Source organism: Telluria sp. Soil_C_11 (assembly GCF_057657395.1).
In genome coordinates, this window is the sequence record NZ_JBDGIN010000002.1 from 343,563 (window position 1) to 369,785 (window position 26,223).

Annotated in this window: 19 protein-coding genes; 12 read left to right on the forward strand and 7 right to left on the reverse strand. The window is 69.2% G+C overall.

All coding sequences use genetic code 11. The features are described 5' to 3' along the window. Positions 1-114 precede the first annotated feature (114 nt). The 4 genes from AC3A6M_RS04485 to AC3A6M_RS04500 form a co-directional block, all read right to left on the reverse strand. On the reverse strand, positions 115-1,035 hold the full coding sequence (locus AC3A6M_RS04485) for a diguanylate cyclase (RefSeq protein WP_487851521.1): 921 nt from the start codon (positions 1,033-1,035) through the stop codon (positions 115-117). After that, positions 1,032-4,478 (reverse strand): hybrid sensor histidine kinase/response regulator, encoded by a 3,447-nt coding sequence (locus AC3A6M_RS04490; RefSeq protein ID WP_487851522.1) that lies wholly within the window; start codon positions 4,476-4,478, stop codon positions 1,032-1,034. Before AC3A6M_RS04490 ends, AC3A6M_RS04485 begins: the two co-directional genes overlap by 4 nt. Positions 4,479-4,494: 16 nt before the next feature. Further along, positions 4,495-6,756: a TonB-dependent receptor gene (locus AC3A6M_RS04495; RefSeq protein WP_487851523.1), complete on the reverse strand. Its 2,262-nt coding sequence runs from the start codon at positions 6,754-6,756 to the stop codon at positions 4,495-4,497. Positions 6,757-6,932: 176 nt separating this feature from the next. Then, entirely contained in the window at positions 6,933-8,192 is a 1,260-nt protein-coding gene (locus AC3A6M_RS04500) for a metal-dependent hydrolase (RefSeq protein ID WP_487851524.1), read from the reverse strand. A gap of 181 nt (positions 8,193-8,373) precedes the next feature. Between AC3A6M_RS04500 and AC3A6M_RS04505 the strand changes: the two genes are divergently transcribed. Continuing rightward, positions 8,374-9,057 (forward strand): PEP-CTERM sorting domain-containing protein, encoded by a 684-nt coding sequence (locus tag AC3A6M_RS04505; RefSeq protein WP_487851525.1) that lies wholly within the window; start codon positions 8,374-8,376, stop codon positions 9,055-9,057. A gap of 51 nt (positions 9,058-9,108) precedes the next feature. Here AC3A6M_RS04505 and AC3A6M_RS04510 read toward each other — a convergent pair whose 3' ends face one another. Continuing rightward, positions 9,109-9,657 (reverse strand): 4'-phosphopantetheinyl transferase superfamily protein, encoded by a 549-nt coding sequence (locus tag AC3A6M_RS04510; protein ID WP_487851526.1) that lies wholly within the window; start codon positions 9,655-9,657, stop codon positions 9,109-9,111. 182 nt (positions 9,658-9,839) lie between these two features. Further along, on the reverse strand, positions 9,840-13,865 hold the full coding sequence (locus AC3A6M_RS04515) for a Pls/PosA family non-ribosomal peptide synthetase (protein ID WP_487851527.1): 4,026 nt from the start codon (positions 13,863-13,865) through the stop codon (positions 9,840-9,842). 182 nt (positions 13,866-14,047) lie between these two features. On the opposite strand from AC3A6M_RS04515, the gene AC3A6M_RS04520 reads away from it, so the two are divergent. The 5 genes from AC3A6M_RS04520 (at position 14,048) to ccoS (ending at position 20,421) form a co-directional block, all read left to right on the forward strand. Next, complete coding sequence (locus AC3A6M_RS04520; RefSeq protein ID WP_487851528.1) at positions 14,048-15,598, forward strand: methyl-accepting chemotaxis protein; 1,551 nt, start codon at positions 14,048-14,050, stop codon at positions 15,596-15,598. A 66-nt stretch (positions 15,599-15,664) separates the two neighbouring features. Then, positions 15,665-17,101 (forward strand): oxygen-independent coproporphyrinogen III oxidase, encoded by a 1,437-nt coding sequence (gene hemN, locus AC3A6M_RS04525; protein ID WP_487851529.1) that lies wholly within the window; start codon positions 15,665-15,667, stop codon positions 17,099-17,101. 7 nt (positions 17,102-17,108) lie between these two features. Continuing rightward, positions 17,109-17,879 (forward strand): sulfite exporter TauE/SafE family protein, encoded by a 771-nt coding sequence (locus tag AC3A6M_RS04530; protein ID WP_487851530.1) that lies wholly within the window; start codon positions 17,109-17,111, stop codon positions 17,877-17,879. After that, positions 17,876-20,281, forward strand: coding sequence for a heavy metal translocating P-type ATPase (locus tag AC3A6M_RS04535; RefSeq protein ID WP_487851531.1), 2,406 nt, complete (start codon positions 17,876-17,878; stop codon positions 20,279-20,281). Before AC3A6M_RS04530 ends, AC3A6M_RS04535 begins: the two co-directional genes overlap by 4 nt. Further along, positions 20,281-20,421, forward strand: a complete 141-nt coding sequence (ccoS, locus tag AC3A6M_RS04540) for a cbb3-type cytochrome oxidase assembly protein CcoS (protein WP_487851532.1) — start codon at positions 20,281-20,283, stop codon at positions 20,419-20,421. The genes AC3A6M_RS04535 and ccoS overlap by 1 nt, the downstream gene beginning before the upstream one ends. Positions 20,422-20,515: 94 nt before the next feature. Here ccoS and AC3A6M_RS04545 read toward each other — a convergent pair whose 3' ends face one another. Continuing rightward, on the reverse strand, positions 20,516-20,914 hold the full coding sequence (locus tag AC3A6M_RS04545; protein ID WP_487851533.1) for a TraR/DksA family transcriptional regulator: 399 nt from the start codon (positions 20,912-20,914) through the stop codon (positions 20,516-20,518). Positions 20,915-21,075: 161 nt separating this feature from the next. Between AC3A6M_RS04545 and ccoN the strand changes: the two genes are divergently transcribed. Genes ccoN through AC3A6M_RS04575 form a run of 6 tightly spaced genes read left to right on the forward strand, consistent with a single transcriptional unit; the run spans position 21,076 to position 26,186 of the window. Beyond that, positions 21,076-22,521 (forward strand): cytochrome-c oxidase, cbb3-type subunit I, encoded by a 1,446-nt coding sequence (gene ccoN / locus AC3A6M_RS04550; protein ID WP_487851534.1) that lies wholly within the window; start codon positions 21,076-21,078, stop codon positions 22,519-22,521. A gap of 18 nt (positions 22,522-22,539) precedes the next feature. Beyond that, the gene (gene ccoO, locus AC3A6M_RS04555; RefSeq protein WP_487851535.1) at positions 22,540-23,169 is read left to right on the forward strand and encodes a cytochrome-c oxidase, cbb3-type subunit II; all 630 of its coding nucleotides are present in this window, start codon (positions 22,540-22,542) and stop codon (positions 23,167-23,169) included. A 2-nt stretch (positions 23,170-23,171) separates the two neighbouring features. Next, on the forward strand, positions 23,172-23,360 hold the full coding sequence (locus tag AC3A6M_RS04560) for a CcoQ/FixQ family Cbb3-type cytochrome c oxidase assembly chaperone (RefSeq protein ID WP_487851536.1): 189 nt from the start codon (positions 23,172-23,174) through the stop codon (positions 23,358-23,360). Continuing rightward, complete coding sequence (gene ccoP, locus AC3A6M_RS04565; protein WP_487851537.1) at positions 23,353-24,279, forward strand: cytochrome-c oxidase, cbb3-type subunit III; 927 nt, start codon at positions 23,353-23,355, stop codon at positions 24,277-24,279. The genes AC3A6M_RS04560 and ccoP overlap by 8 nt, the downstream gene beginning before the upstream one ends. After that, on the forward strand, positions 24,276-25,664 hold the full coding sequence (gene ccoG / locus AC3A6M_RS04570) for a cytochrome c oxidase accessory protein CcoG (protein WP_487851538.1): 1,389 nt from the start codon (positions 24,276-24,278) through the stop codon (positions 25,662-25,664). Before ccoP ends, ccoG begins: the two co-directional genes overlap by 4 nt. A gap of 9 nt (positions 25,665-25,673) precedes the next feature. Then, positions 25,674-26,186 carry a FixH family protein gene (locus AC3A6M_RS04575; RefSeq protein WP_487851539.1) on the forward strand — a complete coding sequence of 171 codons (513 nt, stop codon included), beginning with the start codon at positions 25,674-25,676 and terminating at the stop codon, positions 26,184-26,186. Positions 26,187-26,223: the final 37 nt, after the last annotated feature.

The following is a 26,223-nucleotide window of genomic DNA, read 5'->3' on the forward strand; positions in this document are numbered from 1 at the left end:
GCGCGGGGACGACGGTGAGTGCGCGGGGACGACGGTGAGTGCGCGGGGACGACGGTGAGTGCGCGGGGACGACGGTGAGTGCGCGGGGACGACGGTGAGCGCGCCGGAGCGCCCTCAGTCGCCGTCCACCCCGCGCCACGCAATCCGGTTCCTGCCTCCATGCTTGGCGCGGTACAGCGCCACGTCCGCCGCCTCGAACAGCTCGGCGGCGCTTTCCTCGCCATGCCCGCCGAGGGTCGCCCCGCCCACGCTGACCGTCAGGCAGGGCGCCACCGCCGACCCCGCATGCGGAATCTGCAGCTCGAAGATGGCCGCGACGATCGACGCCACCACATGCCGGGCCTGCGCGGCGTCGGTATCCGGCAGCAGCAGCACCACTTCTTCGCCGCCGTAGCGCGCCGCCAGGTCGGCCGGGCGGCGCAGCCCGGCCCCGGCGGCGCGCGCCACCGCGCGCAGGGCGCGGTCGCCGGCCGGGTGGCCGTAGTGGTCGTTGTACTGCTTGAAGGCGTCGATGTCGAGCAGGGCCAGCGACAGCGGCCGGCCGTTGCGCTGCGCGCGCTGCCACTCCACCGCATACAGCTCGTCGAAGCGGCGGCGGTTGGCCAGCTCGGTCAGGCCGTCGATGTTCGCCAGGCGTTCCAGCATGCGGCGCTGGCGCACCAGCTGCAGGTGCAGTGCCACGCGCGCCATCACCACGGTGGCGTTGTAGGGCTTGGCGATGTAGTCCGAGGCGCCCATCTTCAGGCCGTTGGCCTCGTCTTCCGGGCGGTTCATGCCCGAGATGAAGATCACCGTGACCTGCGCGGTCTGCGGGTCGGCGCGCAGCCGGCGCAGCACTTCGTAGCCGTCCATGTCCGGCATCATCACGTCCAGCAGCACCAGGTCCGGCGCGTGGCGCTGGATGCGTTCCAGCGCCTGTTCGCCGTTCTTCGCCAGCAGCACCGTGTATTCCGGCTTGAGCAGGTCGGCCAGCACCTGGCGGTTGACCGCGTCGTCGTCGGCGATCAAGACTTTCTGGGGTTCGAGAAGATTCATGCCTGCGCTCCTTCCAGCTCCCCCAGCAGGGCCAGGGCGGCGCCGTATTCGATCTCGTCCACCGCCTTGCGCAGCGCCGCCAGCAGCCCGTCGTGCGCGCCGGCCGGCAGGGCGGCCTGCAGCTCGGCGAGGGCGTCTTCGGCGCGCGCGTCGTCGGCGCGCAGGTAGGCGGCCAGGCGCCGCACCAGGGCGCCCAGCTCGGCCTTCGGCGCGGGCTGGGGCGCCATCGTGCCGGCCGCGCGCGCCAGGCCGCCCAGCACGGCGTCGAGGGCGAGCGAGAGCTCCGGGGCCAGCAGGGCCAGGCGCTCGCGGCGGCCGGCGCGCAGTTCCTGTTCGAGGTCGCCGGCGATGCGCGCCAGCGCGGCGGCGCCGATATAGGTCGCGCCCGAGCGCAGGTTGTGCGCGAGGCCGAGCAGGACCTCGTCGGCGCCCCCCGCCAGGGCTTCGCGGATCAGGCGCGGCGCCTCGCCGTACTCGCGTGCGAAGCTGGCCAGGCGGCGGCGCAGGCGCGCCGGTTCGCCGCCGGCGCTTGCCAGGGCCTGGCTCCAGTCGACGCCGGCCAGCGGCGGCAGCGGCGCCGCGGAGCCCGGGTTCACCTCCGCCAGGTCGGGGCGCGGGTCCGGCAGCGCCCGGCCGAGCAGGCGGCGCGGATCGATCCAGCGCAGCAGGGCGCGCAGCAGCAGGTCCGGGTCGATCGGCTTGACCACGTGGTCGTTCATGCCGGCCGCCAGGCTTCTTTCGCGGTCGCCGGACAGCGCGTTGGCGGTCATCGCGACGATCGGCAGCCGTTCGCAGCCGGGCAGCGTGCGGATTTCGCGCGCCGCGCTCAGGCCGTCGAGCACCGGCATCTGGATGTCCATCAGCACCAGGTCGTAGTCGCCGTCCTTCACCATCGCCACCGCTTCGGCGCCGTCGGCGGCGACGTCGACCCGCATGCGCGCGGCGGCCAGGAACTCGAGCGCGACGTCGCGATTGTTGGCGTTGTCGTCGACCAGCAGGATGCGGGCGCCGTCCAGGCGCGCGAGGTCCGGCGCGCCGTCGTCGGCGGCCTGTGCGTCCCGCGCGGGCAGCGCCAGTTCCGGATGCAGGGCCCGCAGCACGCTGTGGTGGAGCAGGGCCGGGTTCACCGGCTTGGTCAGGAAGCCGTCCAGCGGCAGCTCGGCCTGCTCCTGCAGCACGGCTTCGCGGCTGCAGACGCTGACCATCAGGATCGCCGGCGGCGCGCCGAAGCGGGCGTCGGCGCGGATGCGGCGGATCGTCTCGACGCCGTCCCAGCCCGGCATCAGGTAATCCATCAGCACCAGTTCAAAGGGCTGGCCGGCGTCGGCGGCCTGCGCCAGCAGTTGCAGCGCTTCTTCGCCGGAACCGGCGGCGCTGGCGCGGATGCCGCAGGCGCCGAGCATCTCGACCAGGGCCTCGCGCGCGCTGGCGCTGTCGTCGACCACCATCACGCGGGCGCGGTCCGGCATCGCGGACGGCGCCGCGGCGGGCGCGCATTCCTCGCCCACGCCGAGCGGGACGGTGAAGCTGAAACGGCTGCCGGCGCCCGGCGTGCTGGTAACGCCGATGGTACCGCCCATCAGTTCCACCAGCTGCCTGGAGATCGTCAGTCCGAGGCCGGTGCCGCCGTACTTGCGGGTGATCGAATTGTCGGCCTGGTTGAAGGCCTGGAACAGGCCGGCCAGCTGTTCGGCGCTCATGCCGATCCCGGTATCGCTGACCGAGAAGCGCAGGCGCGCGCGGCCGGCCCCGCGCTCGACCGGTTCGGCCAGTTCGACCGCGACCACGATCTCGCCGCGCTCGGTGAACTTGACCGCGTTGCCGGTCAGGTTGATCAGCACCTGGCCCAGGCGCAGCGGATCGCCGACCAGCTGCGGCGGCACGTCCGGCGCGACCCGGAACACCAGCTCGACCTGCCTGTCATCCAGCTTGACGGCGGCGATGCCGGCCAGGTGCTCGAGCAGGCCGTCGAGCGCGAACGGGGCCGACTCGACGCTCATGCGGCCGGCCTCGATCTTGGAGAAGTCGAGCACGTCGTTGATGATGCCCAGCAGGTGCTCACCGGCGCAGAGGATCTTGCCCAGGTAGTTGCGCAGCTTCGGGTTCGGTTCGGCCATCAGGGCCAGGCGGCTCATGCCGAGGATGGCGTTCATCGGCGTGCGGATCTCGTGGCTCATGTTCGCCAGGAACTCGGACTTCATGCGCGCCGCGGCTTCGGCGCGCAGGGTGGCGTCGCGGGTCGCGCGGCTGCGCAGGCCGACGATGCGGATGAATACCAGCATGTCGAGGGCGGCGCCGAACTGCACCGAATGCAGGTTCCAGAAGCTAGGGGCGGCCCCGCCATGCACCACCCTGGTCATCACGGCTGCGCCCGTGAAGCTGATGGTCCAGCCGACCAGCAGCCAGATGCCGACCGGGTCGCGGCTGCGCGCCAGGCGGAAGGCGCCGGGCAGGCCGAACAGGGTCGGGAAGATGCCCAGCGTGCTGACCATCAGCACCATGAACGCGTCGTCGATCAGGCCGAGGCCGAAGGCCGCGGAATTGGCCAGGCACAGCAGCGCGCACACCTTCATCACGCGCGAGAAGATGCGGTCGCGGCCGGGGCGCGCCAGCACATGTTCGACGAACAGGTAGGCGCTGCAGGAGCACAGCATCGCCGCGATCCCGGGGATGTGCTGCGAACCCCACATGCTGCCGGCCCACAGGTAGCGGCCGCCGACGCCGTACACCGCCGCCGAATACACGGCCAGGCTGCCGACGTACAGCGCGTACTTGGCGAACAGCGATTCGCGCAGGTGGGCCCATTGCGCCAGGCTGTAGATCACCAGGAACAGGCTCAGGCCCGACAGCAGGCCTTGCAGGATCTGCTCGTCCATCGCGGCGCGGTAGAAGGCTTCGGGCTTGCGCAGCTTGACGGGCAGGATCTTCGGCGCCTCGGTATCGATGCGCAGCAGCGCTTCGTAGCGCACCCCCGGCTCCAGCACCAGGCGGAAGGCGGGGTTGCCCTGGCCGATGGCGCCGTCCGGCGGCACCCCGGCCCCGCCCACCGCATGGCGCACGATGCGGCCGTCGCGCACCAGCCAGAGGTCGGCGCGGTTGATCTGGCCGTACGCGATGTCGAGCACCCAGATGCCGTCGTCCGCCGCCTGCAGCGGCAGGCGCAGCCAGGCATGCCCCTTCTGCATGCCGATGCTGGCGAACGGCGACGCCGGCGCGTGGAAGCGTCCGGGTTGCGCCAGCAGCGACTCCACCCTCAGTGCATGGCCGGGGTCGACCAGCACGCTCACAGCCGGCCAGGCATCGACCTCGGCGTGGCGGCCGTCGAGCAGCAGCGGCGCCGGCGCGGCCCTGGACGGCAAGGGCAGCACCGCGAGCAGGGCGAGCAGGGACAGCAGCAGCGCAGCCAGCCAGGTGCGCGGGACGTGCGGGCGGCGGATCGGCATGGTGGCCTTTCTTCGCTCAGAAGCGGTAGTCGAAGCGCAGGTCGGCCGTGCGCGGCGCGCTCGGCAAGGCCATGCCGAAGCTGTTCACCGCGGTCGGACGCACCTCGTTCTCGAGGTTGCGCACGCGCGCCTGCACGGTCCAGCGCGCGCCCAGCGGTTCCCAGGCCAGGCGCAGGTCGGATTCCGTATGGCCCGGTACCCAGTAGCGCAACGCCTGGCTCGGCACCGTCAGCATCGCGCGGCTGCTGGCGCGCGTGTGCACGCCGGCCACCAGCGCGCCGCCGGGCAGGCCGAAGCGGTGCTCCCAGCCCAGCGACAGGGTGCGGGTCGGGGTGCGGTCGAGCTTCACGCCGGCCCAGGAATGCACGCCGTCCGGCGAATAACGGACGTAATGGGCGTCGGTGAAGGTCAGCGCGTAGTCGAGCCGGTCGGCCGCGGCCGGGCGCAGCTGGCCCTCGGCTTCGAGGCCGTTGACGACGGCCTGGCCGGCATTGCTGGTCACGTAGACCGGCGAGCCGTTGTGGAAGGCCACCGCCGACAGCTGCAGGTTGCGGTAGTCGTAGTGGAAGGCCGCCAGGTTCAGGCTCGCGCGGTTCTGCCAGAAGCGGGTCTTGAATCCGGCCTCGGCGGCGCGCACGGTCTCCGGCGCATACACCAGGTCCGATGCGGGCATCGCGCTCAGGGGGCCGCAGCGCAGGCCAAGCTGCTCGTCGCCGCTGACGCAGCCGTCATTGAAGCCGCCGGCCTTGAAGCCGGTGGAGACGGTCCCGTACAGCATGCCGGCCGGCGCCACGTCGAGCTCCGCGCCGAGCCGCCAGGTGGTCTTGTGGGTGGCCAGCTCGCCATGCACCAGGGCGCGCAGGTCGGTGGCCGGGTTGAAGGCGCGGGCCTGCTGGTAGCCGGTGCTGCCGACGCGCGACTTGCCGTCCTGGTTGTAGCGGGCGCCGAGGGTCAGGCGCAGCGCATCGGTCACGCCGTAGGTCGCCTGGCCGAACACGGCGCGGCTGCGCGACACCGACGGAACGATGTCCCAGACGTACCACGGCGTCAGGCCGATCACCTGCAAGTCGCGGTAGTAGTAATGGTTGCGCGCGTCTTCGCGGAACCAGTAGAAGCCGCCCTGGGCGTTCAGGCGTCCGCCGGTCCGGGTGGCGAGGCGCAGCTCGTGCGAGTCCTGGTTGTAGTCGCCGTCGAAATCCTGGCGCACGCCGATCGCGAAGGTCGGCATGACCCGGTAGTAAAAGTTGTACAGATAGGTCTGGGAAAAATCGCGGTGCGAACCGAGATACGTGAGGATGGCCGGCCCCAGGTTCCAGTTCAGCTCCGCCGACAGCGCCGACGTGGTCTTGTGGGTGTAGCCCTGCTCGGGACGCATGTTCGGCGCGATGAAGGCATTTGTCAGGCGCGCCGATGCCGGCGCGTCGAACCAGACCGGTTGGCCCTGCGCGTCGCGGCGGTAGAAATTCGTGTCGGGCAGGTTCTCGTCGTTGCTGGCGTCGTTCTGCATGCGCTCGTAGCGCAGCAGCAGGGAACTGCCGCCGCCCAGGGCGCGGTCCAGGTCCAGCTTGGCCGACAGGCGCGCGGCCCAGTCGTCGCGTTCCATGCCGAGGTGGTAGGGCGTGCCCTGGGCGTTGCGCAGGAAGGGATCGCGCCGGTTGGCGGCGACCGCGGCGCGCAATGCCAGCGACTCGCCGGCCGGCACGTTGACGGTCGCGCCCAGCTTGCGGCTGTTGTAGCTGCCGACTTCCGCATAGCCCTCGCCCTCGAAGTACGGAACCGGCGCCTTGCTGATCACATGGACCACGCCGGCCGTGGTGTTGCGGCCGTACAGCGTGCCCTGCGGACCGCGCAGCACTTCGATGCGGTCGACGTCGAAGAAGGGCACGGTCTGGCTCTGCGGACGCGCCACGTACACGCCGTCGATCATGAAGGCGGCCGAGGGGTCGCCTTTTTCCGTGTTGTCGGCGCTCGAGACGCCGCGGATCGTGATGCGCAGGCCGTCGTAGCCGTATTCCAGATAGGTGTTCGGCAGGCGTGCGCCGATCGCCATCGGATCGTCGAGGCCGAGCTTGCCGAGCTGTTCGCCGCTGAGCACGCTCATCGCGACCGGGGTCTTCGACTCCGGGGCGGCGCTGCGCTGCGCGGTGACGATCACTTCCTGGATGCCGTCGCCGGCGGCGCCTGGCGTTGCGGTCTGGGCTTGGGCAGTGCCCCAGGCGATGCCGGCCAATGCGGCGGCCAGCAGGGTAGGGTTCGGGCGGACCCGGTGCTTCTTCATGGACTTCCCCAATAACTACTTGATTTTTTTATATATTTGTCTCCTGGTCGATATCAGGAAGACATATTTGTTGCCTAAAAGCTAGCCTTCGACAGTCTAGCAGTTGGTGTCTTTATGCAATAGTGTTGGGTAGCCACAGTTTGTCAAATTTGTGACTGCGGCGCACAAATTCCTGCTTACCGGCCCCACAGCAGGTCGGCGCGCGGATAGCCCCAGCCCGGCACCGGATGCGGACAGGGTGTGCCGGCCGGCCGGGCCAGCGTCATGGTGGTGAAGTTGCGGCCGCCCGGCTCGCCCCAGCGCAGGTCGGTGGCGACGCCGTCCGCCAGCGCGGGCGCGCGCGCGAAGCGCAGCCAGGCGTCCACGCGGCAGTTGCCGGCGGCCTGGGCGCGCAGGCTGGCCACCGGCTGGCGGTCTTCGGCCTGCCAGGCGATCTGCGGCGGGGCATCCTCGAGCGCCGGTCCGGCCACGCGCACCGGGCAGTGCGAGACCGGCAGCAGCCGGGGCGCGATGCTCAGCATGCCGCGCCGCAGGTGGACGGTGCCGGCGCCATTGTCGCCGGTCCGGGCCACAGTGGCGAAGGACCAGCACAGCGGGTTGGCTGGATAGGCCGACAGCGCCATGTCCAGCACGCGCTCGCCGCCGTCGATGCGGTTCAGCTCGGCCGCGACCACGCCGCGCGCCTGCTGCAGGGCCAGGGCCTGCAGGCCGACGAAGGCGAGCGAGGCCGCCAGCCCGGCGCCGAGCGCCATGCGTCCGCGTTCGGCGCGGGTCTCGCCATGGCGTTCGTCATTGCGATGCTGGATCCAGGCCAGCAGCAGGCCGAGCGCCAGCAAGCCCGCCAGCGAGCCCCAGTGCAGGAAGCCGAGCGCCGCCGCGCCGAGCGGCACCAGGGCGATCACGGCCAGCCACAGCCAGCGCAGCGGGCGGCTGCGCACCAGGGCCGCCAGCGGCACGCCGAAGCCGATCCAGAACACCGGTTCGACGATGAACACCAGGTCGCCGTAGTACCAGTCCGGGTCGAGCGGCCAGAACGGGTGCACGCCGTAGACGTTCAGGCTGTCCATGCCGATGTGCAGGAGGAGTCCCGCGCCGGCGGCCAGCAGGGCGCCGCGCCGTGCGGTGCGGCTCGCGCGCAGGAGCCGGCGCGCCGCCGGCCACAGCAGCCAGACCAGGGCCAGCAGCAGGGCGGCTTCGGCGATCGCGGCCAGCAGGGTGTGGGTGTGGCCGCGGTGGTGCAGCAGGTAGCCCAGCGGCGCCTCCAGCAGGGGCGTCAGGACCAGGTCGAGATCCGGGAAATTGCTGGCCAGGCAGCCGATGACGAGCAGCATACGGGAGCGGACGCGCCGCTGGTCGGGGTCCGGCTCGGCGGCCAGGCTACGGTCGATCAGGGCGCCGACACCGAGGCCGACGACGGAGTGGGTGAGATTATCCATCCAGTAATCTTACTCGGATTGCAAGAAAGATGGACTGTCGGAAAATTTTACATCTCCACCCATGTATTTATTTCCGCGAAATGTAAGCACTTGATGCTATTGGACAAATATGTTTCTGGCACGAAAAATGCTTATTAGAAAAACAGCACTCCATTACTAAATAATAACTAGGGAACATAATATGAAGAAGATTGTCCTGTCGTCCGCCATCCTGTCCGCCCTGATGTTCGCCGGCGCCGCCCATGCCGGCGTCGCGACCTACCAGATCAAGGACATCCTGGCCGGCGACAACTATACGGTGGCGAACACCGGTCAAACCTACGCCGGCACCGGCTTCGTCGGCCTGTATCAGTCCAACGAATTCGCGCACCTGTTCGGCCTGGAAGGCGCTTACTCGCGAACCAATCTGGAAGTCGGCCTTGCCGACCTCGCCGGCAAACAGGTGTCGTCGGCAACGCTCAGCTTCGTCCTGCAAGAGAATTATCTCAACGATGGTGTCCTGACCATTACCGGCTACGACGCCAACGGCGTGCTCGGCTACAACTTCAATGCCCCTACGGCAGCCTACGGCACGGTGAGCGGCGTCATCGCCAACGGCAATGGCGCTACCTCCAGCTACGATGTGACCGCACTGGTCCAGTCGGCGCTCGCCAGCGGCGAGGATTGGCTGGGCATGCATCTGGCCAACAGCTCCGCGAGCCGCTGGACCTATACGTATTCCGGCTTTGGCTACGCGGCCGATCGCGCCCAGGTGCAACTGGTCGTGAACTACGCCGATACGGCCGCCGTGCCAGAACCCGCTTCGCTGGCGCTGCTCGGCCTGGGCCTGGCCGGGGTCGGCCTGGCGCGCCGCAGGAAGTCCTGATCCGCGACATCGCGCGTGAAAGAGAAGCCCCGGTCCTGTCCGGGGCTTTTTTCATGTCCGTCCGAGCGGGACGGCGAGCATCCCCGCATATCCCCCGGGCAGGGCGAGCGGCAGGCAACGGCAGGCAGCCAGTGCGCGGTCGCCGTCCGCGCTCCATTCCACCAGCTCGCGGCCCAGGTATTTCAGGCGCGCCTCGCGCTCGCTCCAGGCGCTGGCGAAGGCTGTCGCGCGCGCTGCCGGCGGCAGCACGGCCAGCGCCGCGGCGGCATCCGGGCCGAGGTAGTCGCGCGCCACGGCCTCCCAATCAGGGATGTCGACGATGCACGAGACGTCGATGCCGACCGGGCCGCGCAGGGAGATCGCGGCGACCGACAGCGCGCCGTCATGGCTGATGGCGAGCCAGGCGCGGCGTGGTCCGTCGGGAAAGTGAAGCTCGGCCCACGGCGCCTTGCCGCGCAGGGTGTGCAGGACGATGCGCTGCGGCGGCAGGCCGCTCGACAGCAGGAGCTCGGCCGCGATGGCCTCGCGGATCGCGCGGCGCGCGGCCTCGCGGTCGGCCTGGTCCCGGATGCCGACGACGAGCGGCTCATCGCCAGCCAAGAAATTTGCAACTAACCGACGAGAGGCGCCAGGCACGTCAACCCCGAAGCCGCCATGCGCCGGAGGGGGCGGCCCGTCCGCCGCACGGTCCGGACCCGCCGCACCGGCAAGACCGGCGCCGCCACCCACCCGGCGCCACCGGACCTGGACGGGGGAGGAAGGAAGCGCGCCGGCCATGACGCTCAGGCCCGCTGCGGCGCCGCCGGCAAGCCATTCCATCCGCTTGCGGCGGGAATGTGCTCGCCCTTCATCACCAGGGTCAGCGGCCCGATGCGGGCGTTGTCGCCGACCTTCGCGCTGTACAGCACCGCGCTGCGCGGTCCGATGTAGACCTTGCTGCCGATGTCGACGCGGTCGATCTTCATCACGCGGTCTTCGAACAGGTGGGTCTGCGGGCAGGACAGGGCGTTCAGCTCGCTGTGGTCGCCGATGTGCACGCAATCGAATTCCGTGATGTCGGTGGTGTCCATGTAGACGCCCTTGCCGATGCGGCAGCCGAGCAGGTTGAAGGCCAGCGGCAGCCAGGGCGTGCCGCGCAGGTAGCGCATGAAGTTGGGCACCGCGATGCCCTCGTACATATTGGTCACGCCTTCGGACAGCCACACGAAGGGCGTCCACATCGGCTCCGCGCGCTTCTGGTAGCGGCCCAGCAGCAGCCATTTGAAGGCCAGCACGAACAGGTAGTTGCCGATGCCGTAGGCCAGGCCGACCAGGGCCTGGTCCCACACCACTTCGCCCCAGCGGCCGGCGCCGGCGAGCGGCATCAGGTCCAGCACCACCGTGTAGCCGACCGCGATCACCACCGCATGCGGCGCGACGATGCGGAAGGCTTCGACCAGGGCGCGTCCCAGGCGCCGCGCCATCGACGGCCGGTACGTCAGGTGCTCGGGATAGCCGCTCACCTGTTCGCGCGCCGGCAGGTGGATCGGCGGCGAGCCGAGCCAGGTATCGCCGCCCGTCATGCGCTCGTTCGCCGGCGCATGCGTGTGCACGCCGACCAGCACGCCCTCCGGCAGCACGGTGCCGTCCGGGATGTAGCTGCCGTTGCCCACGAAAGAACGATTCGAGACCACGGTCGGTTCCATCGTCATCCAGCCGCCGTCGATCTGCTCGTCGCCCAGCATCACGGCGTCGGCGATGAAGGTCTCGTCGCCGAGGGTCAGCATGTCGGGCACCACGCCCAGCGCGGTCGAGATCTCGGCGTCGCGCCCGACCTTGGCGCCCAGCAGGCGGTACCAGAAGGGCGCGAACACGGTCGCGTAGATGCCGTGCAGGACGTTCAGGCTCGATTCCTGGATGTGGCTGACCAGCCACTTCTTGCAGTAGGTGTTGGAGTGCACGGCCGAGCGTCCCGGCTGCATGCGCGGGAGGAAGCCCCAGCGGATCGCCGCCGACACCAGCATGGTCAGGAAGATCAGCACGCTGCTGGCCGGCAGGGCCAGCACGAAGTAGCGGACCAGCTGGCCCTGGATGGTGTTGGCCTGCATCCAGGCCAGCGTGCCGCGCTCGTCGAACCAGTCGATCAGCACGAAGCTCGGGAACACCGGCATGAAGAACAGGGTCGCCACCAGCAGCATGCCGAACACGAAGAACAGCGCTTCGCCGGCCAGGCGCGCGCGCGAGGCGAGGGGGCGCGGCGGCAGGGTGGACGGATCGAAGGCGCCCGTGTCGCGCGCGGGCGAGCCGGCCCACACGCGGCCATCCGGCACCGCCGCGCCATCGGCCAGCGCCGACTGGCCTTCCAGGTGGCCGCGCCGGCCGACGCGGGTATTCCCTTCGAGGATCGCGTAGGACGAGACGCAGGCGTCGTCATCGAGGTCGATCCGGCCCAGCACCAGGCGCCCGCGTTCGACGCGCGCGTTCTCGAAGTTCACGCCGTTGCCGATGCTGACGTTGTCGCCGAGGCCCAGCAGGTCCGGCGAGCGCACCGTCATCGAGCCGATCACGACGTCCTTGCCGACCTTCGCGCCCAGCAGGCGCAGCCACCAGCCGTACAGCGAGGAGCCGGCCAGCAGGTAGGTGGGCGCCGCCTCGACCAGGCGGTCGGCCAGCCACCAGCGGTAATAGGTGACGCCCCACAGCGGATAGCTGCCGGGTTGCAGCCGCCCCGCGACCAGCCACTTGCCGGCGGCCGCGAACACGAATTCCATGACGGTGGCGAGCAGGAACACGCCGATCGACGCGGCGACCGCGCGCAGCGTGGAGTCGCCCGGATCGCCCGTCATGAAGTGGTAGGTGAAGAAGGGCGCCAGCCACTGCGCCATGCGCAGGGTCACCAGTACCGGCACCGCGGCCAGCTGGGCCAGGCCGCACAGCCAGCGCCGCGCGGTCGGCGGCGGGGTCCAGTCCTGCTCGACGTGGGCGGTGCCGGCGGCCTGGTCGAGGCTGGAGGCGATCGCGCCGATTTGCCGATGCTGGTAGATGTCCCGCACCGTCACATGGGCGAAGCGCGGATCGGCGCGCAGGGCCGTGGCCAGGCGCGCGGCGAAGAAGGAGTGGCCACCGAGGTCGCTGAAGAAATCGAGTTCGCGGCGGATCGGCTGGCCCGGGAACAGCTGGGCGAGGGCGGCGAACAGCGCTTCCTCGGCCGGGGTCTCGGCCAGGTCCGATTCGGCCGCATCGCTGGGCAGCGGGTGCGACAAGGCCATCGCCTTCAGGGCCTTGCGGTCGATCTTGCCGGAGGTCAGGCGCGGCATCACGTTCAGGACCTCGAAGCGGCTCGGCACCATGTAGGGCGGCAGGCGGCCGGCCAGGGCGCGGCGCAAGGTCGGCGCGGCCAGCTGTTCGGCGGTGGCGCCCAGCGCCGGCACCAGGTAGGCCACCAGACGGTCGATGCCGTCGTCGCGGCGCAGCAGCACGGCGGTCGTGCCGATTCCTTCCTGCTGGGCCAGCACGGCTTCGATCTCGCCCAGTTCGACGCGGAAGCCGCGGATCTTGACCTGGTCGTCGGTGCGGCCCAGGCAGACCACCTGGCCGTCCGGCTCGATGCGCGCGAGGTCGCCGGTGCGGTACAGGCGCAGGTCATCCGGGCCGGAACTCCAGGGATTCGGCTGGAATTTTTCGGCAGTCAGGTCGGGGCGGCCCAGGTAGCCGCTCGACAGGCCGGGGCCGATGATGCACAGCTCGCCCGTGTCGCCGCGCGGCAGGATCTGCAAGCCCTTTTCGGTATCGGCCGAGATCACCAGCAGGCCGTAGTTGGGCAGCGGCTTGCCGATCGTGATCAGCTTGCCGGGCTCCAGGCGCGCCAGGCTGGCCGAGACCGTGGCCTCGGTCGGGCCGTAGGTGTTGAACATCTGGCGGCCGGGCCTGGAAAAGCGCTCGACCACGGTCTCGGGGCACATCTCGCCGCCCAGGTTGATGATGCGCAGGCTGGGCACGTCCTCGGCGAACAGGGCCAGCAGGGTCGGCACCGCGTGCAGCACGGTGACGCCGTTCTCGCCCAGCAGGCGCGGTAGCGCTTCCGGATCGCCGGCCGTTTCCTTGGGACCGAGCCAGAGCGTGGCGCCGACCAGCCAGGAGATCCAGATTTCTTCGAAGGACATGTCGAAGGCGACCGAGAAGCCCTGGTAGACGGTATCGTCCGCACGCACGCCCAGCACCTCGTTCTCGCTGCGCAGGAAGTGGCAGATGCTGCGCTGGTCGATCAGGATGCCTTTCGGCTTGCCGGTCGAGCCGGACGTGTAGATGACGTAGGCCGGCGCGCCGCCGGAGACGGCGCCGCGGCGCTTCGGTGCATAGCCGGCGGGGGCGGGCGCCAGCAGGCTTTCCGCGGTGTGGATCGGCCGGTCCACGCCATGCAGCCGCTCGCCCATGCGTTCGCTGCTGACCAGGGCCGGCGAGCCGGCGTCCTCCATGCAGACCAGCAGGCGCTCGACCGGAGTGTCCTCGTCGACCGGCAGCCAGGCGGCGCCGGCCTTGGCGATCGCGGCCTGCATGACCAGCAAGTCGATCCCGCGCGGCATCCACAGGCCGACGATGTCGCCGGGCTTGATGCCGGCCTCGATCAGGCGCGAGCCGGCCAGGCTGGCCAGTTCGTCGAGTTCGCGGTAGCTGAGCCGGCGCTCGCCGGCAATGAGGGCGATCTGGTCGGGCGCGCGGCGGGCGCTCGCTTCCAGCAGGTCGGCCAGGATTTCGTCGCGCAGCAGCTCGGGCTGGTGCGGGCCATACAGCACATCGGGATGCCGTGTCAGGGAGGAAATATCGTTCATCGACGGCGGCAAATGGGGGCGAACATGGACTTAAACAAGCGGAGGAGCGAGCACATGAGCGCAGCGTACATCATTTTGGACGAGCCCTGCGGTGCGGCTTCGTTTTTGATCTACATCAAGGAAATTAATTTCCACGCAGCCATACAATTGATATTGCTTGAAGGAAATTAAGGAGTTCCGCAGTGCGCACCAATCTGCCGGTCACCGGCATCGAATACATTCTCCAGGATGGCCAGTCCATCGTCTCCAAAACCGATACCAAGGGACGCATCACCTACGTCAACCCGACCTTCGTCGAGGTCAGCGGTTTCGACCTCGATGAGTTGATCGGCAAGGCCCACAACATCGTGCGCCATCCGGACATGCCGCCGGAAGCCTTCGCCGACCTCTGGCAAACGCTGAAGGCAGGCCTGCCGTGGACCGGCATGGTGAAGAACCGCCGCAAGAACGGCGATTTCTACTGGGTGGTCGCGAACGTGGTGCCGATCAAGGAGAACGGCGTGACGGTCGGCTACATGTCGGTGCGCACCAGGCCGCAGCGCGAACAGGTGAAGGAAGCCGAGGCCCTGTACCGGCGTTTTCGCGAAGGGAAGGCTGCCGGGCTGGCGATCCGCCGCGGCGCCGTCGCCCGCACCGCATGGTGGGCGCGCCTGCTGGCGCTGCGCACGATGTCGCTGGGGCGGCGCCTTGCCCTGATGCTGGGCGCGCAATCGGCCCTGCTGGCGGCACTGGCCGTTGCCGTCGACGGCACGCCATGGCGCTTGGCGGCCGGCGCCGGCGCCGTCCTCACCCTGCTGGCGTGGGCGGAACTGCAGCGTTCCATCGTCGGCCCGATGCAGCAGGCCCGGGACGCGGTCTACGCCCTGGCTGGCGGCGACCTGTCGCATATGCCGCCGCGCGGACGCGACGACGAAGTCGGCCACCTGCTGCTGGCGCTGCGCCAGCTGAACGTCAACCTGACCGCCATCGTCGGCGACGTGCGCTCCAACGTCGCCTCGATCGAAGCGGCCACGCGCGGCATCGCGGCCGGCAACCAGGACCTGGCGCGCCGCACCGAGTCGCAAGCCGCCAGCCTCGAACAGACCGCCGCCAGCCTGGCCCAGGTCGCGGCGGCGGCCGGCAGCAACACCGACAGCGCGGTGCGCGCCGACGGCCTGGTGGGTGCGGCTTCCAGCGTGGCCGACCGCGCCGGGTCGTCGGTCCGGCAGGTGGGCGCGACGATGGGCCAGATCAGCGGCTCGGCCACGCGCATCGTCGACATCATCGGCCTGATCGACGGCATCGCCTTCCAGACCAATATCCTGGCGTTGAACGCAGCGGTCGAAGCGGCGCGCGCCGGCGAGCAGGGACGCGGCTTCGCGGTGGTGGCGGGCGAAGTGCGCTCGCTGGCCCAGCGCTCGGCCAGCGCGGCCAGGGAGATCAAGGTGCTGATCGAGGACTCGGTCGACAAGGTCGGCCAGGGCAATGCGCTGGTCGGCGCGGCCGGCCAGACCATGCGCGAAGTGGTCGCCTCGGTGCAGGAAGCGGCGCGCATCATGCACGGCATCACCGACGCCTCGCGCGCGCAGCACAGCGGCATTGCCGAAGTCAACGCGGCCATGCGCGCGCTGGACGGGATCACGCGCGACAATGCGGCGCTGGTCGAGGAAGCGGCTGCGGCCTCGGAGAGCGTGGCCGAGCAGGCAGCTCACCTGTCGCAGGCGCTGTCGGTGTTCAAGGTCGGCCGTTTTTGATGCAGGTCAAGGATTTTGCTGACTGTGATCAATAGACTCCCTGCATAGAGTCAAGGAGTCCTCATCATGCAAGCAGCAACCCGGGCCATCCCGATGGCCTTCCAGCCCCCCGTGCCGTCGACCGTGGAATTCGACGCCGGCCTCATCTCCCGCCTCAGCAAATCCGGCCCGCGCTACACCTCCTACCCGACCGCCGACCGCTTTTCCGACGCCTTCGGCTACCGCGACTACCTGCACGCGGTGGCCGACCGCCGCACGCGCGGCAATGCGCGGCCGCTGTCGCTGTACCTGCACATCCCGTTCTGCGACACGGTCTGCTACTACTGCGCCTGCAACAAGATCGTCACGAAGAACCGCGAGAAGGCCGCCACCTACCTGGCTTACCTGAAGCGCGAGGTCGAGATGCAGGCCAGCCTGTTTGCGGGCATGAACGAAGTCGCGCAGCTGCACTTCGGCGGCGGCACCCCGACCTACCTGTCGGACGCACAGATGGGCGAGCTGATGGACCACCTGCGGCGCTGCTTCCGCTTCGTCCCGGACGAGCTGGGCGAGTATTCGATCGAGGTCGACCCGCGCACCGTGTCCGCGGAACGCGTGCACAGCCTGCGCGCGCAAGGCTTCAACCGCATCAGCCTGGGCGTGCAGGACTTCGACGCCGGCGTGCAGAAGGCCGTCAACCGCATCCAGCCGGAGGAAGAGACGCGCGCCATCGTCGTCGCCGCCCGCGGCGCCGGCTTCCGCTCGGTCAGCATCGACCTGATCTACGGCCTGCCCAGGCAGTCCCCGGCGACCATGCGCGCGACCCTGGAGAAGGTGGTGGCGCTGGACCCGGACCGCATCGCCGTCTACCACTACGCCCACCTGCCGCACCTGTTCAAGCCGCAGCGGCGCATCCTCGAACAAGACATGCCCGGCAGCGACGCCAAGCTGGCCATGCTCCAGCTCTGCATCGAGCGCCTCACGCGCGCCGGCTACGTCTACATCGGCATGGACCATTTCGCCAAGCCCGGCGACGACCTTGCCATCGCCCAGCGCCAGGGGCGCCTGCACCGCAACTTCCAGGGCTACTCGACCCATGCGGACACGGACCTCGTATCCTGCGGCGTCTCGGCGATCGGCGCGGTCGGCGCGACCTACAGCCAGAACGTCAAGACCCTGGAAGCGTATTACGATGCGCTCGACCGCAACGAGCTGCCGGTGGCGCGCGGCGCCCGCCTGAACATGGACGACGTCCTGCGCCGCACCATCATCCAGAAGCTGATGTGCCAGTTCGAGTTGTCGATCTCCACCATCGAGCAGGCCTTCCCGATCGTGTTCCGCCAGTATTTCAGGGACGAGCTGGCGCAGCTGGCGGCGATGGAAGACGATGGCCTGGTGAGCGTGGACGGCGACTGGATCAGCGTCGGCGCCAGGGGCCGCCTGCTGATCCGCAACGTGTGCATGGCCTTCGACCGCTATCTCGCGGCGCCCGGCGCCGGGCCGCGCTACTCGAAGACGGTGTGAGGTGGGCATGTCCGGCATCGCGCTGCTTCCCGTATTCGTGGTCGGCCTGCTGGGCAGCGTGCATTGCGCCGGCATGTGCGGCGGGATCGTCGGCGCGCTGTCGCTGGCGCCGTCCTCCGGCCGCATGGTGCCGGTGCATGTCGTGCCGACGGTGTCGGCGCGGCCGGCGCTGGCGAATGTGCTGGCCTATAACGTGGGCCGCATCGGCAGCTACATGCTGGCCGGCGCGCTGGCGGGAGGCGTCGGCGCCGGCGCGGGATCGCTGGCGCGGCTGCCGGCCCTGCAGGCGGGCGGCTACTGGATGGCGAACCTGATGCTGGTCCTGCTGGGCCTCTACCTGATGGATGCGTGGCGCGGCCTGGCGCGGCTGGAGCAGGGCGGCCAGCTGCTGTGGCGCCGCGTGCAGCCGCTGCTGCGGCGCCTGCGCCCCGTGCCCGGCATCGACTTCGGTCCGGACAGGATGCTGGCCGCCGGCGCCCTGTGGGGCTGGCTGCCGTGCGGGATGGTCTACAGCGTGCTGGTGACGGCGATGCTGTCCGGCTCCGCGACGGGGGGCGCGCTGGTGATGCTGGCCTTTGGGCTCGGCACCCTGCCGATGCTGCTCGGCCTCGGGCTGCTGGGCGCGCGCGTGCGCGCCTGCCTGCGCGTGCGCGGCGTGCGCGTGGCCTGCGGCGCGCTGGTGCTGGGCTTCGGCCTGCTCGGCCTGGCGCGCGCGGCCGGCGGACTGCCGCACGGCTGGGTACAAACGATCTGCGTGACGCCCGGAGCGCCGGCATGAACACGATGGCGGACGTCGTCCCGTGCTACCACTGCGGCCAGCCGGCTATCGCCAGTGAGGGCTGGCGTGCGACCGTCGGCGGCGAGGCGCGCACCATGTGCTGTCCCGGCTGCGCGGCGGCGGCCGAGGCAATCGCCGGCGCCGGCCTGGAGGACTACTACGCCAGCCGCACCGGATTCGCGGCGCCGGCCGGCGATGCCGCGAGCGACGATCCTGCAATTCTCCTGTACGACGAACCCGGGCTGGACGGCGATGCCGTATTCAGCGTCGAGGGCTTGCGCTGCGCCGCCTGCGTCTGGCTGATCGAGCGCCGCGTGGCCGCGCTGCCGGGCGTCGCGTCCTGCGGATTGAACGTCGCCACCGAGCGCCTGCACGTGCGCTGGGACCCGCAAGCCTGCCGGCCCAGCGCCATCATCAAGGCCCTGCGCGGCATCGGCTACACCGCCTATCCCTACGACGCGACGCGCCACGGCGCCCGGCTCGAGCGCGAGCGCAAGGCGCTGCTGCGGCGACTGTTCGTGGCCGGCCTGTCGATGATGCAGGTGATGATGTATGCCTTCCCGGTCTACATGGCGACCGACGGCACGATGGACGCCGACATGAAGGCGCTGATGGGCTGGGCGTCCTTCCTGCTGACCATTCCCGCCGTCGCCTACTGCGCCTGGCCCTACCTGGCTGGCGCCTGGAAGGACCTGCGGCGCGGCCTGCCGGGCATGGACGTGCCGGTGGCGCTGGGCATCCTGGCCGCCTTCGCCGGCAGCGCGGTCTCCCTGCTGCGGGGAGAAGGCGAGGTGTGGTTCGATTCGATCACCATGTTCGTGTTCCTGCTGCTGGGCAGCCGCTGGCTGGAACTGGACGCCCGCCGCAAGGCCGCGCGCGCCCTCGAGGGGCTGCAGCACGCGGCGCCGGCCACCGCCCTGCGCATGGACGGCTGGCCGGCGTCCTGCGATACCGGGACCGTCGCCGCCAGCCGGCTGCGGCCCGGCGACGTGATCCTGGTGCCGGCGGGGCAGACGGTGGCGGCGGATGGCGTCATCCTCGACGGCGCCACCGAGGTCGACCTGGCGCTGCTGACCGGCGAGAGCCGCACCCGCGCCATGGCCCCCGGCGACCTGCTGCCTGGCGGCGCCGTCAACGTCGCCCAGGCGATCGTGGTGCGCATGACCAGCAGCGCGTCCGACAGCACCCTGGCGATGCTGGTGCGGCTGAGCGAGCGCGCAGGCCAGGACAAGCCGCAGCTTGCGCTGTGGGCCGACCGTGTCGGCGCCTGGTTCGTGGCGGTGCTGCTGGCCCTGACCGCGGCCGTGTTCGCGTTCTGGCGGGCGGTCGACCCGGCGCGCGCCTGGCCGGCGGCGATCGCGGTGCTGGTGGTGTCCTGTCCGTGTGCGCTGTCGCTGGCGACGCCGACCGCGCTGGCGGCCGCGCTGGAACGCCTGCTGCGCCATGGCGTGCTGGCCGTGAAACCGCACGTGCTCGAGACGCTGGCGCGCGCCACCCACGTGGTGTTCGACAAGACCGGCACCCTGACCCGTGGCCGCCCGGTGCTGCGTGATACCTTGACCTTCTGGTCTGCGAGCGCGCAGGAGTGCCTGCGCCTGGCCGCCGCCCTGGAAGCGGGCAGCGCGCATCCGCTGGCGGAGGCGCTGCGCGCCGCGGCCGGGCCGGTGGACGTGACGGCCCGGCAGCTGTCGTATGCGGTCGGGCAGGGCGTCGAAGGCGAGATCGCCGGCCAGCGCTACCGCTTGGGCAGCAGCGCCTTCGTGGCCGGCCTGACCGGCACGCGGGCGCCGCTGGATACGCCGGCCGGCGCCAGCGCCGTCTGGCTGGGACGCGAGGACGGCTGGCTGGCGCGCTTCGACCTGGCCGACATCCTGCGCCCCGAAGCGCCGGTCCTGGTGCGCACGCTGCAGGAGATGGGCAAGTCCGTGCTGCTGCTGTCCGGCGACGACGACGAGGCGGTGCGGGCGGTGGCGTCGCAGCTCGGCATCCGCGATGCGCGCGGCCGCCAGCTCCCGCAGGACAAGCTGGACGCCGTGCGGGCCTTGCAGGCCGCGGGCGCGGTGGTGGCGATGGTCGGCGACGGCATCAACGACGCCGCGGTACTGGGCGGCGCCGACGTGTCGTTCGCGATGGGGCAGGGCGCCCAGCTGGCGCAACTGCATGCCGATTGCGTCCTGCTGGGCGACGCCGATTCAGGCCTGGCGCCGCTCGGCGAGGCGCTGCGCACGGCCGGCGCCTGCATGCGCACGATCCGCCAGAACCTGGGCTGGGCGATGCTGTACAACCTGGTCGCCATCCCGGCCGCCGCCAGCGGCCTGCTGAATCCCTGGCTGTCCGGACTGGGCATGGCGGGCAGTTCGGCGCTGGTGGTGCTGAATGCGCTCAGGCTGAGGAGGGAATGATGGAAGCCTTGTACCTGTTGATTCCGCTGAGCCTGATCCTGGTCGCGTTTGCGGTGTGGGTCTTCTTCGGGGCGGCGGAGAGCGGGCAGTTCGACGACCTGGATGGGCCGGCGTTGCGGATATTGAATGATGAGGACTAAGGGGTCAGAGTCCGGTGCTGGTTTTCGGGGGCTCTGACCCCTATAGCGCAAGCAGAACTTGGGTCCCCGCCTGCGCGGGGACGACAGGGTAGTGTTACATCGTCGGCCCACGCCCAGTACGCTGTTCCTTCTCGATCTCCTCCTGGCACGCGACGCAGGTCTGCACCGTCGGGGTCGCCAGCAGCCGCGCTTCCGGAATGTCGCGTCCGCAGCGGACGCAGATGCCGTAGCCGCCCGATTCCAGCCGGCCGAGGGCGGCGTCGATGTCGTGCAGCAGATTGGTTTCGTGCTCGGCCAGGTGCTCTTCGTTGTGGCTCAGCATTTCGCCGGCGGGGGCGTCGTCGTTCGAGCCCATGTGGGCCATCGGCGAGATCGCCGGGCGGTCGTCGGTGTCGCCGTCGGTGCGGGCGTGGACGGTGGCAAGCATGTCCTCGCGGCTCTTGCGCAGGCGCTTGCCGATTTCTTCATGCAGTTCAGTCGAGATGGGCGGCATGGGAAGTCCTATCGTTCAAAGTTGATCGGTCGTCCGCTTCCAGCAACACGTAGTTTCCTACCTCAACCCATTCTGAACATTTTGATTCACATCAAGGATTTTCCACGTTCAGAAACTTACGCTCCTGATGTCGTCCTTTCTTTTCTTCTAGGGAGTGCATTGTGGGCACCAGTCTAAACTATAACTATAAGGTCGTGCGCCAGTTTGCCATCGCCACCGTGGTCTGGGGGGTGATCGGCATGGCGGCCGGCGTGTGGATCGCGGCCCAGCTGGCGTGGCCGGCGCTGAACTTCGATATCCCGTGGCTGAGCTATGGCCGCCTGCGTCCGCTGCACACGAACGCGGTCATCTTCGCCTTCGGCATCTGCGGTCTGTTCGCCACCTCGTACTATGTCGTGCAGCGCACCTGCCAGGTCCGTCTGTTCTCGGACAAGCTCGCCGCCTTCACCTTCTGGGGCTGGCAGGCGGTGCTGGTGGCGGCCGCGATCACGCTGCCGATGGGCTTCACGCGAGGCAAGGAATACGCCGAGCTGGAATGGCCGATCGCGATCCTGATCGCCGTCGTCTGGGTGGCCTACGCCATCGTCTTCTTCGGCACCATCGTCAAGCGCCGCGTGCAGCACATCTACGTCGCCAACTGGTTCTTCGGCGGCTACATCATCGCGGTCGCGGTCCTGCACATCATCAACGGCATGTCGATGCCGGCTTCGCTGTGGAAGTCGTATTCGATGTACGCCGGCGTGCAGGACGCGATGATCCAGTGGTGGTACGGCCATAACGCGGTCGGCTTCATCCTCACCGCCGGCTACCTCGGCATGGTGTACTACTTCATTCCCAAGCAGGCCGAACGCCCGGTGTACTCGTACCGCCTGTCGATCGTGCACTTCTGGGCCCTGATCTTCACCTACATGTGGGCCGGGCCGCACCACCTGCACTACACCGCGCTGCCCGACTGGACCCAGTCGCTGGGCATGGTGTTCTCGCTGATCCTGCTGGCGCCGTCCTGGGGCGGCATGATCAACGGGATGATGACGCTGTCGGGCGCCTGGCACAAGCTGCGCTCGGATCCGATCCTGAAGTTCATGATCGTCTCGCTGTCCTTCTACGGCATGGCCACCTTCGAAGGCCCGATGATGTCGATCAAGACGATCAACTCGCTGTCGCACTACACCGACTGGGGCATCGCCCACGTCCACGGCGGCGCACTGGGCTGGGTGGGCTTCATCACCATGGGCTCGCTGTACTACCTGATCCCGCGCCTGGCGGGCAAGAAGCAGATGGCCAGCCTGGCCCTGGTCGAGACCCACTTCTGGCTCGGCACCATCGGCATCGTGCTGTACATCGCCGCGATGTGGATCGCCGGCGTGATGCAGGGCCTGATGTGGCGCGCCGTGAACCCGGACGGCACCCTGACCTATACCTTCGTCGAAGGCGTCAAGGCCACCTATCCCTATTACGTGATCCGCTTCGGCGGCGGCCTGATGTACCTGAGCGGCATGCTGACCATGGCGTACAACACCTGGTTGACGATGCGCGGCACCGTCTCCGTCGACGCGCGTATCCCGGCGCTGCGGGCGCACGCGCCGGCGACTCCCGAACACGCATAACAGAGAGTAGAAACCATCATGAAACTTGGCATTGGAAAATTCAGCCACGAGTGGATCGAGAAGAATCCCTGGCTGCTGATCGGCCTGGTGCTGGTCGTGATCTCCTTCGGCGGCCTGGTCGAGATCGTGCCGCTGTTCTTCCAGAAGTCGACCACCGAGCCGGTCGCCGGCCTGAAACCGTATTCGCCGCTGCGCCTGGCCGGGCGCGACATCTACATCCGCGAGGGCTGCTACAACTGCCATTCGCAGATGATCCGTCCTTTCCGCGCCGAGACCGAACGCTATGGCCATTATTCCGTGGCCGGCGAGTTCGTCTACGACCATCCCTTCCAGTGGGGCTCGAAGCGTACCGGCCCGGACCTCGCGCGCGTGGGCGGGCGCTACTCGGACGAGTGGCACCGCACCCACCTGGACAACCCGCGCGACGTGGTCCCCGAATCGAACATGCCGGGCTACCCCTGGCTCGCCAACACGAAGCTCGACCCGCAAGCCATCGTGCCGAAGATGCGCGCGATGCAGCGCCTGAACGTGCCGTATTCGGAGCAGGAAGTGCGGGACGCGCCCGCCGGACTGGAAGGCAAGAGCGAGCAGGACGCGCTGATCGCCTACCTGCAGGGCCTCGGTACGCAAATCAAGACAAGGAATTGAGCATGGCACTCCAACACATTTTCGACGACGCGAGCCGCATCATGACCGTGATCAGCTTCGCCACCTTCGCCGGCATCCTGGCCTGGACCTACGTGCTGCGCAAGGAGCGCGACTTCACCCAGGCCGCCGCGCTGCCTTTCGCCGACGACGCCGCGGACGCGGGCGACGGACCGGGAGAAGACTATGTCTGACTTCACCAGCGGTTTCTGGAACTGGTACATCGCCCTCATCACCATCCTCGGCATCGCCGGCTGCGCGATCCTGCTGTGGTCGCAGTCGGTGCACAAGGTCAGGATCGGCCAGGACGGGCAACCGGAAAAGACCACCGGCCACGTCTGGGACGAGGACCTGACCGAACTGAACACCCCGATGCCGCGCTGGTGGATGGGGCTGTTCTACCTGACCATCGTGTTCGCGATCGCCTACCTGGTGCTGTATCCGGGCCTGGGCAGCTATGCGGGCAAGCTGGGCTGGCAGTCGAGCGGCGCCTACAAGGCGGAGGTGAAGCAGGCCAACGCCGACTTCGGCCCGCTGTTCGACCAGTACCTGAAGCAGGACATCAAGGTCGTCGCGCGCGACCCGCAGGCGCACGCGATCGGCGAGCGCCTGTTCCTGAACTACTGCGCGCAGTGCCACGGCTCCGACGCGCGCGGCAACAAGGGCTATCCGAACCTGACGGACGGCGACTGGCTGTACGGCGGCGAACCGTCGGTGATCAAGGAAACCATCATGAAGGGCCGTAACGGCCAGATGCCGCCGATGGGCGCGGCCCTCGGTTCCGACAAGGACGTCGAGAACGTGGCCCACTACGTGCGCAGCCTGTCCGGCCTGACCGCCGATCCGGTCAAGGTCAGCTTCGGCAAGCCGAAGTTCGGCGCCTGCGCCGCCTGCCACGGCGCGGACGCGCACGGCAACCCGGCCCTGGGCGCGCCCAACCTGACCGACAAGACCTGGCTGTACGGCGGCAGCGCCGAGACGGTGATGGAGACCATCCGCAAGGGCCGCAACAACACCATGCCGGCCTGGGGCGAGTTCCTCGGCGAGGGCAAGGTGCACGTGCTGGCCGCGTACGTGTGGAGCCTGTCCAACGCACCGGAGGCGGCAAGATGAATGCGCCGACGCCCGAGGTGAAGGAAGCGGTCGTCAAGATGTACGCCGCGCGCGAGGAGATCCACCCGCGCGAGGTGAAGGGCCGCTACGCCACCTTGCGCTGGGCCTGCGTGTGGCTGACCCAGGCCCTGTTCTACGGACTGCCCTGGCTGCAGATGCATGGCCGCCAGGCGGTGCTGTTCGACCTTGGCGCGCGCAAGTTCCATCTGTTCGGACTGGTGCTGTGGCCGCAGGACTTCATCTACCTGGCGGCGCTCCTCATCGTCTGCGCCTATGGGCTCTTCCTGGTGACGGCGGTGGCCGGACGCGTCTGGTGCGGCTATGCCTGTCCGCAGACCGTGTACACCGAGATCTTCCTGTGGATCGAGCGCCGCATCGAAGGCAACCGCAGCGCGCGCATCCGCCTCGACCGCCAGCCGTGGACGCTCGAGAAGCTGGGCAAACGCGGCGCCAAGCACCTGGCCTGGGGCCTGGTCGCGCTGTGGACCGGCTTTACTTTCGTCGGCTACTTCACGCCGGTACGCCATCTGGCGCACGAGGCGCTGGGCTTTTCGCTCGGTCCGTGGGAACTGTTCTGGGTGCTGTTCTACGGCCTCGCCACCTACGGCAACGCCGGCTGGATGCGCGAGCAGGTCTGCAAGTACATGTGCCCCTATGCGCGCTTCCAGAGCGCGATGTTCGACCGCGATACGCTGATCGTCAGCTATGACGTGGCGCGCGGCGAACCGCGCGGCATCGCGAAATCGGAGCCCAAGGGCGACTGCATCGATTGCAGCATGTGCGTGCAGGTCTGCCCGACCGGGATCGACATCCGCAAGGGCCTGCAGTACGAATGCATCGGCTGCGCCGCCTGCATCGATGCCTGCGACAGCGTGATGGACAAGGTGGACAAGCCGCATGGCCTGATCCGCTACGCGACCGAGAATGCGCTGGCCGGACGCTGGACGGTGGCCCAGGTCCGCAAGCGCATCCTGCGCCCGCGCGTGATCGGCTACGGCCTGGTGTTCGTCGCCATCGCCGGCGCGCTCTTCACTTCGCTGGCGCTGCGCACCCCGCTCAAGCTCGACGTGATCCGCGACCGCGGCGCGATGGGGCGCGAAGTCGAGGACGGCAAGATCGAGAACGTCTACCGCCTGCAGGTGATGAACACCGCCGAGCGGCCGCACCTGTACCGCGTGGAAGTGGCCGGCATCGGCTCGGCTGCCATCGCCGACGAGGACGTGGTCGAACTCGACGGCGCATCGACGCGCGCAGTGCCGGTGCGCGTGCGCATCGAGTCGGGCAGGGCGGCCAGCGGCTCGCATCCGATCCGCTTTACGGTGCGCGCGCTCGACGACCCCGCGCTGTTCGTATCCGAAAAAGCCGTCTTCATCGTACCGAAATAAGGAATCAACGTGCACATCACTTCCAACACAGCTCCGGCCCGGCCCTGGTACACCCACCGCTGGCCGTGGTTCCTGATGCTGGGGCCGGCCTCGGTGCTGGTCGCGGGCTCCTTCGCCACCTGGCTGGCGCTCGGTCACCCCGACGCCATGGTGGTCGACGATTACTACAAGCAGGGCAAGGCGATCAACCAGGACCTGCGCCGCGACCGCGTGGCCAGCGCCCTGCGCCTGGCCGTGCACCTGCGCTACGAGGGCGGGCGCCTGCAGGGCCGGATCGAGAGCTTCGGCCGCCCGCTTGCCGTGCCGATCACGATCCGGCTCGCGCATCCGACCCTGCCGCAGCGCGACCTGGCCCTGCCGGTGCGGCCGGATGCAGATGGCGCGTTCTCGGTGCCGCTGCCGGTGCTCGAACACACACACTGGCAGGTGGTCGTCGAGGGCAATCTGCGCGACTGGCGCCTGGCCAAGGGCTGGAGCTGGCCGCGGCAGCAGGAACTGGCGATCGTCGCGGATCCGGTATAGCGGAGAGCACGCGGGCGACCGGTCTGGTCTTTTCCAT

Coding starts and splice junctions, on each gene's coding strand:
- AC3A6M_RS04485 (WP_487851521.1), bottom strand. CDS start 1,035: ATGAATCTTCTCGAACCCCAGAAAGTCTTGATCGCCGACGACGACGCG.
- AC3A6M_RS04490 (WP_487851522.1), bottom strand. CDS start 4,478: ATGCCGATCCGCCGCCCGCACGTCCCGCGCACCTGGCTGGCTGCGCTG.
- AC3A6M_RS04495 (WP_487851523.1), bottom strand. CDS start 6,756: ATGAAGAAGCACCGGGTCCGCCCGAACCCTACCCTGCTGGCCGCCGCA.
- AC3A6M_RS04500 (WP_487851524.1), bottom strand. CDS start 8,192: ATGGATAATCTCACCCACTCCGTCGTCGGCCTCGGTGTCGGCGCCCTG.
- AC3A6M_RS04505 (WP_487851525.1), top strand. CDS start 8,374: ATGAAGAAGATTGTCCTGTCGTCCGCCATCCTGTCCGCCCTGATGTTC.
- AC3A6M_RS04515 (WP_487851527.1), bottom strand. CDS start 13,865: ATGAACGATATTTCCTCCCTGACACGGCATCCCGATGTGCTGTATGGC.
- hemN (WP_487851529.1), top strand. CDS start 15,665: ATGCAAGCAGCAACCCGGGCCATCCCGATGGCCTTCCAGCCCCCCGTG.
- AC3A6M_RS04530 (WP_487851530.1), top strand. CDS start 17,109: ATGTCCGGCATCGCGCTGCTTCCCGTATTCGTGGTCGGCCTGCTGGGC.
- AC3A6M_RS04535 (WP_487851531.1), top strand. CDS start 17,876: ATGAACACGATGGCGGACGTCGTCCCGTGCTACCACTGCGGCCAGCCG.
- ccoS (WP_487851532.1), top strand. CDS start 20,281: ATGGAAGCCTTGTACCTGTTGATTCCGCTGAGCCTGATCCTGGTCGCG.
- AC3A6M_RS04545 (WP_487851533.1), bottom strand. CDS start 20,914: ATGCCGCCCATCTCGACTGAACTGCATGAAGAAATCGGCAAGCGCCTG.
- ccoO (WP_487851535.1), top strand. CDS start 22,540: ATGAAACTTGGCATTGGAAAATTCAGCCACGAGTGGATCGAGAAGAAT.
- AC3A6M_RS04560 (WP_487851536.1), top strand. CDS start 23,172: ATGGCACTCCAACACATTTTCGACGACGCGAGCCGCATCATGACCGTG.
- ccoP (WP_487851537.1), top strand. CDS start 23,353: ATGTCTGACTTCACCAGCGGTTTCTGGAACTGGTACATCGCCCTCATC.
- ccoG (WP_487851538.1), top strand. CDS start 24,276: ATGAATGCGCCGACGCCCGAGGTGAAGGAAGCGGTCGTCAAGATGTAC.